We start from the raw sequence: 16118 nt of genomic DNA, 5'->3' as shown, positions 1-16118 counted from the left end.
GAGACGAAATCACCCGGATTGTACCGGGATTTGAGGTGCTGGGTCAGTCGATCCGGATAGTAGTGTATCCCTGCTGCTCGTAGCCCATGATGGACAGGAAGGTGTTGCCCACCAGATTGACGCCCGGGATCAGGTCGTCCTGGCCGAGATCGAAGCGACGGGTGGCGATGTAGCAGGCCTCCATGTGGACACCATCCAGCTCCTGGATGTCGGCCAGGCGGTCATGGATGTGGCGTACCGCCGATACGTCCTCGATCTCCAGGTGGTCGGTGTCGCGTGCAATCAGCGCGGCGGCACCACCGCGAAACGCGAACACCATGTTCGGTTCCAGACCCTGGCGCACCATGTCCTCGTGGGTCTCCTCGATAACGCTCAGCCGGGCAATCAGGCGTTCGGGATCGCCAATGGTGATGTCCCAGAGGATCTGGCCGTGTTCGATGCCTGCGAGTGCACGCTCGTCGGAGGGCTTTTCCGCCGCCACCGGACCCGTGAGCAGGAAGGCCAGCAGGACAGTTCCGATCATGCCGATCAGCCGGTATTTCATGGCGAGCTCCTTGCCGACCCAGAGCCGGTTTCTGCGGTGACTATGCCTCAAGTTTAGGGCATGGGGACCCGTGTGCACACGAGTTCCCATGCCCAGCCTGCTTCGGGGGGGGCGGTTGGATGGCCCCCGCGCGGGCGATTTAGTGCCCGTGGTAGCCCTTGTGCAGGTACTCGACACCCTCGAGGTTTTGCACCTGGATCTCGCGCACCGGGATGAAGCGTGCAGTGCCGGGCCCGACGATCTCCTCGGTCACTCGGATGCGGTACGGGGCTTTCGAATTCAGGACCTGCCCGACGTATTGCTTGCCCTCGTGGGTCACGCGTACCGGGGTCGTCTTGTCGTGGCGGCTGAAGTTGTAGCTAACGCCTTTGGGGTAGTTCAGGTTGCGTTCGGAAAAGGTCATGTCTGGGCCTTGCTGGATGACTTGGTTTGACTGGTTGATGTGTTCTTGATGGCCTCGAAGGCCTCCAATGCGGCCTGGCGGCTGGCTTTCAGGTCGACGATCGGGTCGGGATAGCCCAGGGTGCCGCCGGCGCCCGGGGCGTGAATATACCGTGTTTCGGTCTTCTTGAGCACCGGCAAAAAGCGTCGCACGAATCGGCCGTCCGGGTCGTATTGTTCCCCTTGGCGTTGTGGGTTGAAGATTCGGAAATACGGTGCGGCATCGGCGCCGCAGCCACCGGCCCACTGCCAGCCCAGAGTGTTGGAGGCAAGATCGGCGTCGACCAGGGTGTCCCAGAACCAGCGGGCGCCGTGCACCCAGTGCAGGCGCAGGTTCTTGGTCAGGAAGGATCCTACGACCATGCGCAGGCGGTTGTGCATCCAGCCGGTTTCCCACAGCTGGCGCATCGCCGCGTCCACGATCGGGATTCCGGTGCGGCCCTGTTGCCAGGCGGCGAGGTCGGCCTCCGATTCGCGCCACGGGAAATCCTCGAAGCGCGGGTTCAGGGGCTGTTCCGGCGTGTGCGGGAAGTGATAGAGCACATGGTGCGCAAAGTCGCGCCAGCCGAGTTCGCGCACGAAAGACTCGGGCCCCTTGTGCTCCAGGCTGATGTCGGCATCGCGCAGGGCGCGCAACACTTGCCGCGGCGAAACCTCGCCAAAATGCAGATGCGGTGACAGCCCGGAGGTGCCGTCCTGGTCGGGGCGGTCGCGGCTGTCGGCATAGCCTGTGATCGACTGCCCGAGGAACCGCTCCAGGCGTGCCTGGGCGCCGCGTTCGCCGGGTGCCCAGGTGGCGCGCAGGCCGGCGGCCCAGTCGATTCGGGGCAGCAGTGCCAAGTCGTCGAGCGTCAGGGAGGCCGGTGGTTTTTCGGGCCCCGGCAGGCGAGAAGGGGCGGGGAGCGGGTCCTGTTCAATCCCGCGCTGCAGGCAGGCGCGCCAGAACGGGGTGAAGACCCTGTACGGGCCGCCCTGGCCGGTCTCGATGTCCCAGGGCTCGATCAGCAAGGCCGCGTTGAAGCTGCGAACCTCCAGGCCGTCGGCACGCAGCCCGGCCTTGATCCCCTGATCGCGCAGGACGCGGGCCGGTTCGTATACGCGGTTCCAGTACACGGCCTCGGCGCTCGTCTCGACGACCAGCTCGCGCAGGGTGTCGAGGCTCGGGCCGGCGCGAACGACCAGAGGGCTGCCGGCCTTGTTCAGCGCCTCGTTGAGCGACTGCAGGCTGTGGTGCAGCCACCAGTTGGAGGCGGCCCCGGGGGCCCACTGCAGGTCCTCGTCCGGGGCATGAATGAAGACCGGGATCACGGGCCCGCCACGTTCGGCGGCGGCTTGCAGTGCGGGCTGGTCGGCCAGGCGCAGGTCCTGGCGCAGCCAGACGAGGGTGGGTCCGGGCATCAGAGTCGCTCCCCCTGCTGCAGCCGTTCGCGGATCGCGGCGGCCTGTGTGCGAATGGCCTGAAGGCGTTCGGTGTCCATCTTCTCGATGTGCTTCCACTGCAGCGCGGTGCGCGGATGATTCGCGAAGCGTTCGCGGTGGCGATCGAGGAAGTCCCAGTAGAGGGTTGTGAACGGGCAGGCGTCGTCGCCGAGCGCCTCGGTCGGGCGGTAGCGACACTGTGTGCAGTAGTTGCTCATGCGCTGGATGTAGCGCCCGGTGGCGACATAGGGCTTGGAGGCCATGCGGCCGTCATCGGCGTATTGCGACATGCCGATTACGTTCGGCATCTCCACCCATTCCACCGCATCGACGTAGATGCCCAGATACCACCCGTGAATGGCGGTCGGTTGTACCCCCAGCAGCTGCGCGAACAGGCCGGTGACCATCAGGCGCTGGATATGGTGGGCATAGCCAAGACGCAGGGTCTGTCCGACGGCTTCGCGCAGGCAGCGCATCTCGGTGTCGGCATCCCAGTACAGCGCCGGCAGGGGTTCCCCGGCTTCGAGCGCGTTCCAATCGTGCCAGCGCTCGCCGAAATGGAAATACAGGCCGCGCACGTATTCGCGCCAGCCCAGGATCTGGCGGACAAAGCCTTCCACTGCGGCCAGCGGGGCATGGCCACGGCGCCAGGCGTCCTCCGCTGCAGCGATCACCTCGCGCGGGCTGAGCAGGTGCAGATTCAGGGCGGCGGACAGGCGGGCGTGGTACAGCCAGGGTTCGCTGCTCCACATCGCGTCCTGGTACTGACCGAAGTGTGGGAGCCGGTGGGCGATGAAATCGTCCAGCGCCTCGCGCGCATGCGCGGGTGTGACTGGCCAGTCGAAGTCCTCGCAGCGGCCGGGGAGGTCGGGCAACTGCTCGGCGACGATCTGGATGACCTCGCGCGTGACGGCGTCGGGCGGGAAGCGTCTCGGTGCGGGCAGTAGGCCGGGACCTTCGCGGCCGAAATGCCCCCGGTTCTCGGCGTCGAAGTTCCACTGGCCGCCGGCGGGCTCGCCGTCATCCATCAGCACATCAAGACGGCGGCGCTGGTCGCGGTAGAAATACTCCATGCGCAGTTGCTTGCGGGTCCCGGCCCACTCGGAAAATGCCTCGAGCGATACCAGGAACAGCGGGTCGGGCAGGATGGTGAGCGTGACCCCGGCTCTGCGGCAGGCCGTCTCCAGCTCGCGCTGTACGCGAACTTCGCCGGGTTGCAGGACCTGAACTTCGCGCGGACGCAGGCGGCGCAGATCGGCCTCCAGGGCGGACTCGAGCGTGTGATGCCCGTGGTCGCCCAGGGCATGGTAGTGCAGCGCCCATCCGTCCTCGCGCTGGCGCCGGGCGAAGTGGCGCATCGCCGAGAGAAACATTACGGTACGGACGGCGTGCGACGGGACATGCAGCGATTCGCCCGGCACCTCGGCCATCCAAAGGGCGTCGCGGGAGGGGTGCAGGGTTTCCTGCACGGGGTGCGGCTGGGCGAGCTGGTCGCCGAGTACCACCAGCAATTTCGTCGGGTGGTCGTTCGCGCTCGGAGGTTGGCCGGAGTCCACGAGCCGTGGTGGACCGGCTCAGTGAGGCAGTTGTCGGCTGAGGAGTTCGGCCGCTTCGAGCGGCGCGCCGGGCAACACTTCGATTTCGCGCTGGTGATTCACCTGGGAGAGTTCGAGCGCCGCGGAACCCGCCAGATAGCAGCGAGGCCCGGGGCGATTCAGGATAGCCTCGATGCGCGGCAGTTCGGGGGAGCGCATCAGCTGCGAGGAGCCGTGGATTATCACGGCAGGCGCGGACTGGCGTTTCACCAGCGCCTCAAGGGCCTCGGGGCTGGTCGCGTCAAACAGGGGCAGTGTTTTGAGGCCTCGCCGGGCGCAGGCCAGTTGCAGGAGCATGCCGCCAACCTGCTGGTGCCCGCCGCCCAGGACCAGGCAAGGAATGGCGGGACCTTCGCAGGCCCGGATCGCTGCGCGCAGCTGATCGGCAAAGGCCGCGGTGGCCCAGGCCGCGAAAACCGCCAGGCGAACCTCGCCTTCGGGCGAGTGCCGCGATTCTTCCCGCAGGCGCCGATAGACCTCGAGAAAGGCGCTTTCATGCACGCCGTTCCAGCCGTGGCGCATAACCAGGCGCGCGTAGGTCCTCTCCAGCTGAGCCGTGTCCAGTTCCGCGGCAGAGGAATAGAGCGCCTCGGCCAGTGGGTCGAGCGTGTGAGGGGCGATACCGGGTTTGCTGGTGCCCGTGCGATTGCGGCTGGCGGATGCTTCGGATTGGGTATGCGACGAGGGGGGCGGTTCCACCGTTGCGCTTTCGCTGGCCAGGACACGATGGACCTGGGAGACCGGAATCCCCTGATCGAGCAGCTCCAGGATGCGCTTGATGCGGGCAATGTCGTCTGCGCTGTATAGCCGATGACCCTTGGGGGTGCGCATCGGGCGAATCAGCCCGTAGCGACGCTCCCAGGCGCGCAGAGTGACGTCATTGATCCCGGTCTCCGCGCACACGTGGCGGATGGGATAAAGACCTTCCTGTTCGGATGTGCCCAATTGTGTCGCGCTGGCCATAGGTTAATTGTACAGCATCTGTACGGATCATGTACTGCGTATTCGGGCCGAGCATCGGCCGTACTGATGGTTGCCGTCAACCCCGGCCTCGACCGCTCCCCCCGCGATTGGCCACCAGGCCTTCATGGGGGGTTCTGTTGGAATGAACCCGAACGGGGTTTAGTCCCCTAATAGGGCAAAGGATCCCATACGGAGGCGAACCATGCCGCAGGACGGACACAGAGCGCGACATCCGGTCATTCGGGGAGGTTCTATGCTGGCCGTGATTACAGCCCTGTCCTGGGCTGTGGCCATGCCGGTGCAGGCCAATCCCGAAATGGCAGAAAGTATTTCCCCGTACCTCAGATTGCATGTCGACGACCCGGTAAAGTGGCGTGCCTGGGATCCTGCGCTGCTGGAGAAAGCCCGCGAGGAACAGCGCCCGTTATTGATCTCGAGTGGGTATTACTCCTGCTATTACTGCCACGTCATGCAGGAGGAGAGCTTCCAGGACGAAGGCATCGCCGAGCGCCTGAACGAGCATTTCATCCCGGTCAAGGTCGATCGCGAGGTGAACGGTGCGCTCGATACCTATCTGCTCGAGTTTCAGCGCGCCACCGCCGGGGCGACTGGCTGGCCCCTGAACGTGGTGGTCACGCCCGAGGGGTACGCGCTGACCGGTGTGGTGTATGCCCCGCGTGATCAGTTCGCGGAGTTCCTGGATGGCATTGCCGACCGCCTCGAGGCCGACTATGACCGGCTTCTGGATCTCGCCCGACGCGGCAGTGACGAGCTCTCCGAGCAGCTGCGCAAGGGCGAAGAGCCCATGTCCGACAGCCGGGCGGCGCGTCTGCCGCAGGTCCTCTGGAACGCGATGGAACGCGAGGCCGATGACCTCCAGGGTGGGTTCGGGAGTTCAACCAAGTTTCCGCACTCGCCGTGGCTGCGCGCGATGCTCGAAGCCGAGCAGGCCGGCAAGGCGCCGAACTGGGTCCCGGAGTTTCTCGAGATCACCCTGGACGAGATGGGCGGGTCCGGATTGCGTGACGTACTGGGTGGCGGGTTCTTTCGTTATTCCGAGTCGCCGGACTGGGACGAGCCACATTTCGAGGTGATGCTGGAGGACCAGGCCCAGCTGGCCTGGCTTTACCTCAAGGCGGGTACGCATTTCGATCGTGACGACTGGATCGATATCGGCCTGGAGAATCTCGATTTCGTGAAGCGCGACATGGCCCTGCGCGAGGATGATCTGGGCGAACAGGCCGACGTCGGTCCCGATGGCTTTCGTGGGTTCGCCGCCAGTCTTTCGGCTATCGACGAGCAGGGGCGCGAGGGCGGCGCATACCTGTGGCCGGAGGAGGATCTCGACGCGGCGCTGGCGGATCACGAGAACCCGGAACTGGTGCGGGCCTATTTCGGGATGGAAGGCGCCTCGGTGTTCGACCTCGGATACCTGCCGCGTGGAGGCGATTCCATCACGCAACTGGCCGAGCGCTTCGAGCTCGACGAGGAGGTGGTGCAGGAGCAGGTGGACAGAGGCCGCGAGGCCCTGATCCAGGCTCGCGAGGAGCGCGGTCTGCCGCGCGATGAAAAGGTCCTGACCGGGGCGCACGGGCTCCTGCTGTCCGCGCTGGCGCTGGCGGCGGACCACGACGAGCGCTTCGAGGAGGCCGGAAAGGCCGTGCGCTCGTGGTTGCTGGAGGTGGCCGAGTCGCCTGATGAGTTGCCGACGCTGATGGGCCTCCCGAGCGAGGATGCCGGTGAGGCGACGCTGAACGATTACGCCTATGTTGCCCAGGGGCTGCGTGACTGGGATTCGACGCGCGACAGTGGTGATCGCGACAACGCAATCGCCTTGCTGGAGACGGCCTGGGAGCGTTTCCGCGACGACGACGGCTTTCGGTCCGAGCCGGAACCCCCGCTGCCCGGGATGATCTCGCAACGCTTCCATCCAGCGGTTCACCGGCCGTCGCCGACCACTCTGATCCTGCGGATGACCGAAGAGTGGCTGGAGGAGAGCGAGACGCTCAAGACGGCCTTCGAGGAGTACGACCTGCGCCCGGGGCGCGGAGTCGAGGGGCAGCCGAAGCATCATGCGCGGCTGATCCTCTGGTTCGAGGACCGCGACTGATCGCCAGCGCCCGGCGTGTGGCGCACCTGTCCGGGGCCGTTGAGGCTGGGCCTGGTTCGTCTTTCAGTGTTTACGGTGGCTTCGGTCCGCATACTGCCGAGCGCTCACTCGCGAGCGCCAACAACAATAGGGGTATTCCACGTCCGCTGGAGCACAGCGCTCGAACAGATGGGCCAACAGGCTCGCCGGATGACACTCGCGCACCCGGTCCAGAATGAACGCCGCCTCCGCACGGCCCAGCGCCAGCGTCACATCTGCCGGGAATTGCTCAGGCGCTTCCGGCAGACCGGCATGCCAGGTGCGAAATTCCGAACCGCTGTCGCCCGATTCACCCTCGCCCGCCCGAGCCACACCCTCGCGCCGCCGTTCCACCAGCCCGGCCACACTGCGGTGGTAGCGCTCCTGCGACAGCGGCACCTCCCGAATGCCCCACGACGCCAGTCCCGCCCAGTACACCGAGCTCGGCAATCGCTGCAGCGTCCGCCCGGATCCGATGCCGAATACTCCGGCGCGGTCGTCCGCCTCGCGCAGCACATCCACAATGCGAAACTCCAGATCGGCCGCGCGCGCCGGCACCTTCTCCGCCGCAAGCGCGCCCTGCCCCAACTCCGACTCGACCTGCTGATACACCCACCCCACCAACAGCATGTAGCGCAAGCGCGTCTGGATCGTACTCGTGCCCGGAAACAGCAGATCCGCCAGGTTGTCCCGAATCGCCCCAAGCCCCAGCTCATCGCGCGTATCACGCTCCCCGAACATCGCCAGCACACGCATACTGCGCTCGCGCGCCTCCGCATCGTGATCAAGCCAGGCAATTCTGGACTGGAGCATTCGCTTACCCTCTTCCCTGCGGGCGCTTCACCAGCAGCCGGGCCGAACCACAGCGCCAGACGGTCAGTTCCGCCTCAAAACCGCGCTTCTAAGCTCCATAGAAGCGGCTGCAAACCCCTTGACGCCGCTTTTACAGTCACTTTCCAAGGTCCGACCCCGATATGCGTGCTGAAATTACGTGGATACGTTGCTGCATTGGATAGCGCTCAAATATCCAGACTTGCGCCATACCTACGCAACCACTCCTTACGCTCCCGGCAATCAGGGAGGACTTTATCAACCTCGTTCCAAAAAGCTTCAGTGTGATTGCCTTGGTGGAGGTGGCAGAGCTCATGGACGATGATGTAATCGACGATCTTCGGAGGTGCCATCATGCACTTCCAATGGAAGTTCAGTGTGCCAATGCGTCCGCAGCTTGCCCACCGATAGCCCATGTCTTTCACTTTGACCTTGCCTACTTCTACGCCAACTTTCGGCGCAAAGAAGGACACGCGATCCTCGAAGCGCTGCTGAGCCTTCTCGGTATAAAACTGTTCGAAGGCTTCCCGGGCGGCACGGGTGCGGCCCTGCTCCACCACGTCACGCCGGAGTCGGAAGCGTCCATCCTTTAGCGTCAGTGGTTGCTCTTGTTCTGACACGAGTGCCAGCCGATACCCTGCTCCCAGATACATGAAGGTTTCCCCATTGACCCACTCCCGTGCCACGGCGGAACCATTCAGATCCTTCCATTCGGCCAAGTTACGGTATATCCACAGGCGCTTGCTAGCCACCACCGCATCCACCTGCTCCGGCGAGCATTGCGCCGGCGGTCGCACAACCACTCGGCCGTCTCTCTCAATCACGATATCGGTCGTTCGACGCTGGTTGCCAGGGAGCAACTGATACTCGATATCACCAACCCGTCTGGTCATCATGGCGTTAGTTACTCCCCCATGCCCTTCAGCAGTTGATCGTGACGGTTCTTTGCCAGCTTCATGATCTCCACTGCAATCCGCTCCCGGTTCTGTTTCAACTCAGGGATGTCCGACAGTGTCAGCGCGGTTTTGATCTCGCTTCGGGTCCGTTTCTGTTTATCGCTGTTCTGCCAGAAGTCGATGCTGCCAACACTGTGCTGCAATGTCTCGATGATCGACTCCATCAAGGCTTTCATTTGCGCCCTGGCATTATCCGGAACTCCGCCACCCTCGAAGGCCTCATTGGCGATGTGCTCGAAGAAAGTAGTCGCCTCACGGCTCATACCGTCGGCGCCCTGTTGGCGTCCCTGGGCCGCTTCGTTGCGCAGGTGGTCCAACTCCTCGGCCAGCTTCTCCCACTCGCCCTGATACTGGTCAATCAATTGTTCGACCTTCTCCGACAGGCTCTTGTAGAACGCTGGGTCCTCGTCGTGGTGCACCGTGCAGTGCTTGCGGATGGCGTGCTCCATCTCGCTAGCCTTTGCCTCGGCGTTGCCGCCCGCGTGCTGCTCGAGCTGTTCCAAGAAATCGCCGGATAGCAATTCCACCGGGGCCACCTTAGGGTTGATGCCGAGGCTAATCAGGTGCTCATTGATCAGGTCACGAACCTTCTGCCCAGCATCACCCAGGTTCAGGGTGTCATCCTTGTAGCGCTCCTTGGCCACCCTCTGAATGTACCCCAAACGCTTGGCCGGTACCCGGTACGGCTGGCCGGCGGCATGGGGCAGGATGATGTCCAAGCTGGCCAGGAATTTCTTCAGGTAGACATCGAAATCCGCCCGAACCTTTTCGTCCTTCAGCAACTTGACCGCCTCGTGCACCACGGCGGCATCGGCTTCGACATCGCCAAGTTCGCCTTCCACGAACGCCTGCACCTGCCTCACCTTGTTTTCGGAGAACAACTGCAGTAAGCGCTGGTAGCGCTCCTGAAGTACCGGTACCTCGGAGGTGATGTTCTTCAGCCCTTCAGCCAGCTCCTGTTGCTCGTCGGTCGTCGCATACAGGGTCAGCGCCTCAGTGAGCTTGTGAGTCAGACCAATGTAGTCCACCACATAGCCGCGCTGTTTCCCCTTCCGCACCCGGTTGGTACGGGCGATGGCCTGAAGGAGCGTGTGCTCGCGAATCTTCTTGTCCAGGTACATCACCTGCTCGATGGGGGCGTCGAAACCGGTCATCAGCATGTCGCAGACCACTAGGAAGGCGATACCACTGTAGGGTTGGTCCGGATCGTCGAAGGCGAAAGGCTTGCAGAAGTTCTCCACCGCGTTCCAAGCCCGAGCCTCCTTGCGGGCCTCCGTCACCCAGGCCGCCTCGTTGGTGCCGTCGCTGGAAATGACCACCGCTGCCTTTAGAAATTCGATGCGACGGATCTTTTCTTCATCCGGGTTCGGAGCGGCGCGCAGGGCCGCCACTGTCTCGGCCAACGCCCGGTGAATGGCCTGCTGGTAGCGCACCGCCGCCAGTTTGGAATGGCACACCACCTGCGCCTTGAAGCCATTGGGAAAGATATGTTCCAGGTAGTGCCGAACCATGTCCTTCGCGATGGCCTCGATGCGCTGCTCTGCCTCCAGGATGTCGCCAGTGGCACCGTATTTCTTCTTGATGGCCAGCAGTTCCTCCTCGCTGCGATCACGGAACAGGTTCTCGAACTTGGTCTCGAAATCCGCCTTCTCATTCAAAGCCGCGTCGGCGGTGCGGCCCTCGTAAAGGATCTGGAGCGTCGTACCATCCTCTACTGCATCCATCAGCTTGTACTGGTCGATGTACTCGCCGAAGCGTTTAACCGTGCGCTTCTCGCCGTGGCGCTCGGTGATCAAGGGCGTACCGGTGAAGGCGATCCGCGCAGCGTTGGGGAAGCCCTCGAAGATGTTCTCGCCCAGCTCCGAGCTCTGCGTACGGTGGGCTTCGTCGATCATCAGCACAATGCGCGACGAGGGGTTCACCACCCCGAAAGTGCTCTTGCCCGGCATGGCCTGGTAGGTACCCAGCGCCTCGGCGACAGCCGTTGGCAGGCTCTCGTCCGCCACCTGGAATTTGTGTGCCATCACCATGTTGATGTCGGACTGATCGGTGCCCAGGTCCCGGCGCAGCGCCTCGCGGCTTTCAATGATGTTCACCCGCCCGCCGATAAGGGTAGCGGTCTCGGTGAGCTGTTCTTCCAGGTCCACACGGTCGTTGACCAGCACGATCTTGTAATCGTGCAGATCCTTCGACGCACGCAGCATGCGCGCGACGAATACCATGGTCAGACTCTTGCCCGAACCCTGCGTGTGCCAGACCACGCCGCTTTTCTCGTCGGCCGTGCGCCCGTGACACAGGCGCTCGATAATGCGCCCGGCGGCACGGAACTGCTGGTAGCGCCCCACCACCTTGATGCGCGGACCGCCGTCGGTTTCCATGAACACCGAACAGGTCCGCAGGAGCTTGAGCAGATTGGGCTTGTTGAGCATCCCGGCGACGAGTCGCTGTTGCGGGTTCATTCCCTCGGCATCGACGTTATCCCGAGGCCAAAGCGTCTTCCACGGGTAGAAGTGCTCTTCGCCCGAGGTGATCGTGCCGTAATCCGCCTCGGCGCCGCTGCTGCGGATCAACAGCAGGTTGCTATGGAACAGCCTCGGCTCGCCTTCCTTCAAACCGTGCGATGCGGTGTCCTCACGCCGGTTCATGTAACGCTGCAGCTGCTGGAACGCCTCTTCCATGGGATCGGCGCAAGTGGGGCCGCCTTTCTTGCACTCCACTACCGCCAGTGGAATACCGTTCACGAAGAGCACGATGTCGGGAATGATGAACTGCTTCACGCAGCCAGGGGTATCGATGCGGAACTGGTTAATGGCCAGGAAGTGGTTGTTCTCCGGGGTGTCGAAGTCGATCAAGCGCACCACCGGGTCCTGCTCGCCGGTCTCCTCGTTCACATCCACCTGGGCCTTCAACAGCAGCTTCTGCACCGCCTCGTTGGCTTCCAGCAGGGTGCGGTTGGGTTGCCGCAACAACTGCTCCTGCACCTCCAGCAGCTGCTTGTCTGTCAGCCAGGTGCCGCCGTGCGCACCGGGATTGATGGCCGCCACCGCCCGATTGAACACCTCCGGCAGCAGCCACTGGCGGAAGTTGGCGCGGCGACTTTTGGTCGGGTCCGAGGGAATCTCTTGGCCTTGGTTGACGATGTCCCAGCCCAGTCCCTGTAACTGCTGCAGGATCGGCTGTTCGACTTCCGTGTACTCAGACATGGGCGGCCTCGGGTTCGTGCTCAGGCTCGACCTTGACCGGGACCTTTCCGGTAAGAAGGTCGTGCATTAGGCCGGATTTCTGTTGTTGAAGCTTTTCGCGTTGCCTCTCCAAAACGGTCAGCTTTCTCTCTACAGGACTAAGCATAGAAACAATATTTCTTTGTTCCTCTATAGAAGGAAAAGGTACAGCAAATCGTCTAATATCCGAACTATTCAGCTTGACCATGCTTCCAGATGTTCCGACAGCAACAGCTCCAAGCCTTTTTCGTGAATTTGGCGAAAGGAGGTACCTCTCAATGAATTCGGGCAATAGATTCGCATTGAGTTGCAGCTTCATCATGAGATCAGGGTATATTGCCGGATATCCAACATCCCTGTATATGCCACACAAGCCTACGCGCTCAGGGGTGTTGGACCGACTTAACAATAGATCCCCGTTATTAAGTAAAGCGCTACTTGCAAGAGAGCTTCGAGGCGCATTTTTAATTTGAATAGGCTTGTACCCAAACCGGGTAAGACAGCTTAGGCCTAAAACATATACCCCTTGCCAATCCTCTACTTCGATTGGGCTATACCCGTTCTTCGGACCAGCGGCCAACCCCTTCTCAAGGGGCTTCTGTTCCCAATCTTTGGGAATCCACCCGATCGGCGTTTCCTGATACAACTCTGGAACGTGTTCGCGTGATGGGCGCAAGTGGCCGTCGGCGCCGATCCCGCGCGTAAAAAGATCGTCCATCAGCCCAGCTTTGATCTGCTGATACTTATCGATCAGCGCCTCGGTCTTCTCGATGGCTTGGTCGATGGTTAGCAAAATGTGGGCAATTTTCTTTTGCCTGAAGGGGCTATGAAATGGTATATCAACCGCTCGCACAAACTGAGAATTCAGTCCCGGCTGAGCTGATCCTGTTATTCTTCTTTGGATTTTTTGCTGCGTTTCTGGCAAAAGCACACAATAAAATAGATAGACTTGGTTAAGTTCGCCAGGATCTTGGGCTCTAAGGATAAACAGGTGCTCGTTAACAGCAGCTTCCTCGAATGCACCGTCGTAGAGTCCGACCTTGCCAGTTTGCGCGCCGTCTTTGTTTATCAAAACATCTAATGCTTGCAATTTCCCTCTTGGCATACGGGCATAAAATACCTCAGGAATAATCCTAATATCGTCATATTTCATACCGCCGTTGGGCTTTATATTTTCGCCGCCGAGACTCGGAACACCCTCTGAGTCGCCATTAATACCACCGGCTGGGCGCCCTCCGGATATGGGAGGCAAAAGGACTCCACTTAGGAGCACTTTACGTGTCTCAGGCATATCTCAGCTCCACCAAAAACGCTTCTAACTGCCGTGACGCCTCATCTCGCTCAGCTTCGATCTGTCGGGCGGTGACCGCGTACTTGTCCCATAGGTTTTCGACCGCCCGGATACAGGCACGTTTCTCGTTGCGCAGGTAGCCCCTGTAGGTATTCAAGAGCAGAGTCCTGAGCCGATCGATGATCACGGTGCGGGCCTTGTCTTCGGAGATCCTCTCGCGAGCGCTGGCCACCAGTTCGTCGCGCTTGTTCTCGATCGCCTTCAGCGCTGCCTTGAGTTCCTTGGCCTCGTCTTCCAGTGCCTTGTGGCGGGCCAGCTGGTCTTCGATGCTCCGGGCCGTGTTCCAGGCATGTTGGCCCAGGGCAACCGACTCGCGCAGGGGTTCGACCCGCTCGCTCTCGAAACCAAGTTGTTCGGCCAGTTCGACGATGCGCAAGCCATTCTGGAACGCGGCATCCTTCTGCGTCAGGCCCTCGGTGCAGTAGTAGCCTTTCTTGCTACCCTTGGGCAACTGGCCGGTAGCCTTTAGTTCGGCGAATAAGTCGGCTGCCAGTTGCTTGATAGTCTTGAGCTGCTGCTTCCATTCGGCGTTGGTGGCTTTTAGTTCCTCGCGCTTGCTCTTGATCTCCTCTCCGGGCAATACGCCGGTGTCGTCGGTGTCCTCAAAATCCTCTTCGTCGGCGGCGGCGAACAGGGCTTTCAGCTCGGCCAGCCGGGTCTGTGCCTGTTGTTGCTCTTCCAGAACCCCGGGGAACTGGCTCTGCAGGATGCCGTCGTCGGGGATCAGTTCCGGCCCCCAACCACTGGCGGCGATGGATTTGAAGTCGGCCTTGAGGTCGTCGAAGAAGCTGGCCAGCGCACCGCGAACCTGAAACGAAGTGAGCAGAGCGTTGTCCGCCAAAGCGGCTTCCATGCTGGCTAGCAACTGGGTGCGCATGACATAGACATTGCGGGGCCGGGCCTGTGGGTTGGCGGCATCGGGCGCCAGGGCCTCCACTACGGGCAAATTCTCCTGCCACCAGGCTTCGAGCCGCTCCATAACGGCCTGATTGGCCTCCGCCACGCCAGAGTGATCGTTGATCAAGGCAGAGATGTCGCGCTTGTCCTTGAGCGCGGGAGCGAAATCCCGGTAGTTCTCATCCCGTGGCACGAACTGGTCGTCTTTCAGACCGGCATAGTTGGACCAATAGCGCTGGAGACTATCGATCTCGGCCAGAGGCACGCCGCCGTGCAGATGGGCACGCACGTCGTGGGGCTCCGGCGGCGGCGCATTGTCCACATAGCGCCGTATGTTGCAGTTGTAGTCTTCTTCGTGGATTTCGGTCACCGGCACCGGACGAGCGTAGGCAGGGATCTCCTCGCCCTGACGATAGGCGTAGACGATCTTGTCGATGTCTTCCGGGCGCAGGTGGTTCTGCGCCTTACCCTCGCGATATTCGCGGTCGGCATTGATGAACAGCACGCTGTCGCGATCCCGGGCACCGGCCTTGTTCAGCACGAGAATGCAGGCGGGGATGCCGGTGCCGTAGAACAGATTGCCGGGTAGGCCGATTACTGCCTCCAGGTAGCCCTGCTCGATGAAATACTTGCGCGCCTCACGCTCCTCGCCGCCACGGAAAAGAACACCATGGGGCATGACCGTAGCCATGCGCCCATCGTGCTTGAGCACGGCCAGCATGTGCTGGACGAACATCAGGTCGGCCTTCTTCCCCTTCTCCGGCATCATCACCGGAAAACGGCCGGAGAATTTCAGGTCCTTCTTGATGTAGTTCTGGCTGAAGGGCGGGTTAGCCACCACCCGGTCGAAACGCTTGAGCTCGTTGGTCTCGTCGAGGTGCTGCGGCTCGCGGATGGTGTCTTCCTGGCGGATATCGGCGTGGGAAATGCCGTGCAGCAGCATATTCATCTTGCATATCGACCAGGTGGTACCGATCTTCTCTTGGCCGTAAAGCGCCAGCTCCGAGGCGTCACCACCTTTCTCCCGGAGGTAATCGCGCATCTGGATCAGCATGCCCCCGGAACCCGCCGTGGGATCGTAGATGCTCATCGACTCCTGCGGGTCACAGATCTCGACGCAGAGCCGAACCACCTCCCAAGGGGTGTAGAATTCACCAGCCTTCTTGCCGGCAGAGTCGGCAAAGTACTTGATCAGCCATTCGTAGGCTGCGCCCAACAGATCCGGGAACTCGAAGTCCTCGTCACGAAGGGGAATGCGGTCGAAGTTCTGGAGGAAATCAGACAGGGTATCGTCATCCAGCGTGCGCTGGCCGATCTTGCGGTTGAAGTTGATGCCGCTTAGCACATCCTGCAGGGCGTCCGGATTGGCATCTTCGATAGCCGCTAGGGCCTTGTTTAGCGTGGTGCCCACGTTCTCCTTGACGTGCTTAAGCGCCGGCCGGTCAACGATCTTCTTCTCGCCATCATCGACGACTTCCTCCTGCCACGGCTCGTTCCAGCGGGCCCGTGGCGGCACGTAGAAATACTGCCCCGAGTAATGATCCGGATCTTCCAATTCAATAGCGATGTCATCTTCAGCCATGCCATGCGCCGCAAGCTGACCACGAAGTTGCCTCCGGCGCTGATCGAACAAGTCGCTGGCACGCTTGAGGAATAGCATTCCGAAGACGTATTCCTTGTATTCACTCGCATCCATGCTGCCCCGAAGATCGTCGCAGGCCCGCAGCAGCAGGTTTTCGAGATGGGGAAGTGTCAGCTTCTTTTTCATTGGA

General features: G+C 61.8%; 10 protein-coding genes and 1 pseudogene. 1 reads left to right on the top strand and 10 read right to left on the bottom strand.

Annotation, left to right across the window (positions count from 1 at the left end; all coding sequences use genetic code 11):
• Positions 1-43: 43 nt before the first annotated feature.
• The 5 genes from F791_RS0101480 to F791_RS0101460 all read right to left on the bottom strand — a co-directional run bounded on the left by F791_RS0101480 (position 44) and on the right by F791_RS0101460 (position 4962).
• Positions 44-544, bottom strand: coding sequence for a hypothetical protein (locus tag F791_RS0101480; RefSeq protein WP_018138734.1), 501 nt, complete (start codon positions 542-544; stop codon positions 44-46).
• A 139-nt stretch (positions 545-683) separates the two neighbouring features.
• Entirely contained in the window at positions 684-947 is a 264-nt protein-coding gene (locus F791_RS0101475; RefSeq protein WP_018138735.1) for a hypothetical protein, read from the bottom strand.
• The gene (locus tag F791_RS0101470) at positions 944-2383 is read right to left on the bottom strand and encodes a deoxyribodipyrimidine photo-lyase (RefSeq protein WP_019592076.1); all 1440 of its coding nucleotides are present in this window, start codon (positions 2381-2383) and stop codon (positions 944-946) included. The genes F791_RS0101475 and F791_RS0101470 overlap by 4 nt, the downstream gene beginning before the upstream one ends.
• The gene (locus F791_RS0101465) at positions 2383-3915 is read right to left on the bottom strand and encodes a cryptochrome/photolyase family protein (RefSeq protein WP_026332992.1); all 1533 of its coding nucleotides are present in this window, start codon (positions 3913-3915) and stop codon (positions 2383-2385) included. Before F791_RS0101465 ends, F791_RS0101470 begins: the two co-directional genes overlap by 1 nt.
• A gap of 63 nt (positions 3916-3978) precedes the next feature.
• Positions 3979-4962: a MerR family transcriptional regulator gene (locus tag F791_RS0101460; protein ID WP_038038618.1), complete on the bottom strand. Its 984-nt coding sequence runs from the start codon at positions 4960-4962 to the stop codon at positions 3979-3981.
• A 253-nt stretch (positions 4963-5215) separates the two neighbouring features.
• Here F791_RS0101460 and F791_RS0101455 point away from each other — a divergent pair, with 253 nt between their 5' ends.
• On the top strand, positions 5216-7072 hold the full coding sequence (locus F791_RS0101455) for a thioredoxin domain-containing protein (RefSeq protein ID WP_018174792.1): 1857 nt from the start codon (positions 5216-5218) through the stop codon (positions 7070-7072).
• A gap of 126 nt (positions 7073-7198) precedes the next feature.
• On the opposite strand, the pseudogene F791_RS13150 reads toward F791_RS0101455, so the two are convergent.
• The 5 genes and pseudogenes from F791_RS13150 to F791_RS0101425 all read right to left on the bottom strand — a co-directional run.
• Positions 7199-7903, bottom strand: a pseudogene (locus F791_RS13150) (DUF6361 family protein); the annotation flags it as partial.
• 206 nt (positions 7904-8109) lie between these two features.
• The gene (locus F791_RS0101445) at positions 8110-8817 is read right to left on the bottom strand and encodes a M48 family metallopeptidase (RefSeq protein ID WP_018174067.1); all 708 of its coding nucleotides are present in this window, start codon (positions 8815-8817) and stop codon (positions 8110-8112) included.
• Positions 8818-8825: 8 nt separating this feature from the next.
• Positions 8826-12080, bottom strand: a complete 3255-nt coding sequence (locus F791_RS0101440) for a type I restriction endonuclease subunit R (protein ID WP_018174068.1) — start codon at positions 12078-12080, stop codon at positions 8826-8828.
• On the bottom strand, positions 12073-13389 hold the full coding sequence (locus F791_RS13660) for a restriction endonuclease subunit S (protein WP_155996918.1): 1317 nt from the start codon (positions 13387-13389) through the stop codon (positions 12073-12075). The genes F791_RS0101440 and F791_RS13660 overlap by 8 nt, the downstream gene beginning before the upstream one ends.
• A complete protein-coding gene (locus F791_RS0101425; RefSeq protein ID WP_019592072.1) occupies positions 13382-16114 on the bottom strand; it encodes a type I restriction-modification system subunit M in 2733 nt (910 codons plus the stop codon). Before F791_RS0101425 ends, F791_RS13660 begins: the two co-directional genes overlap by 8 nt.
• Positions 16115-16118: the final 4 nt, after the last annotated feature.

This window comes from Thioalkalivibrio sp. ALRh, from assembly GCF_000381425.1.
In the GTDB taxonomy this organism is placed as follows: Bacteria; Pseudomonadota; Gammaproteobacteria; order Ectothiorhodospirales; family Ectothiorhodospiraceae; genus Thioalkalivibrio.
Note: the sequence above shows the minus strand (reverse complement) of the source record. Positions and strands in the feature narration are given on the sequence as shown.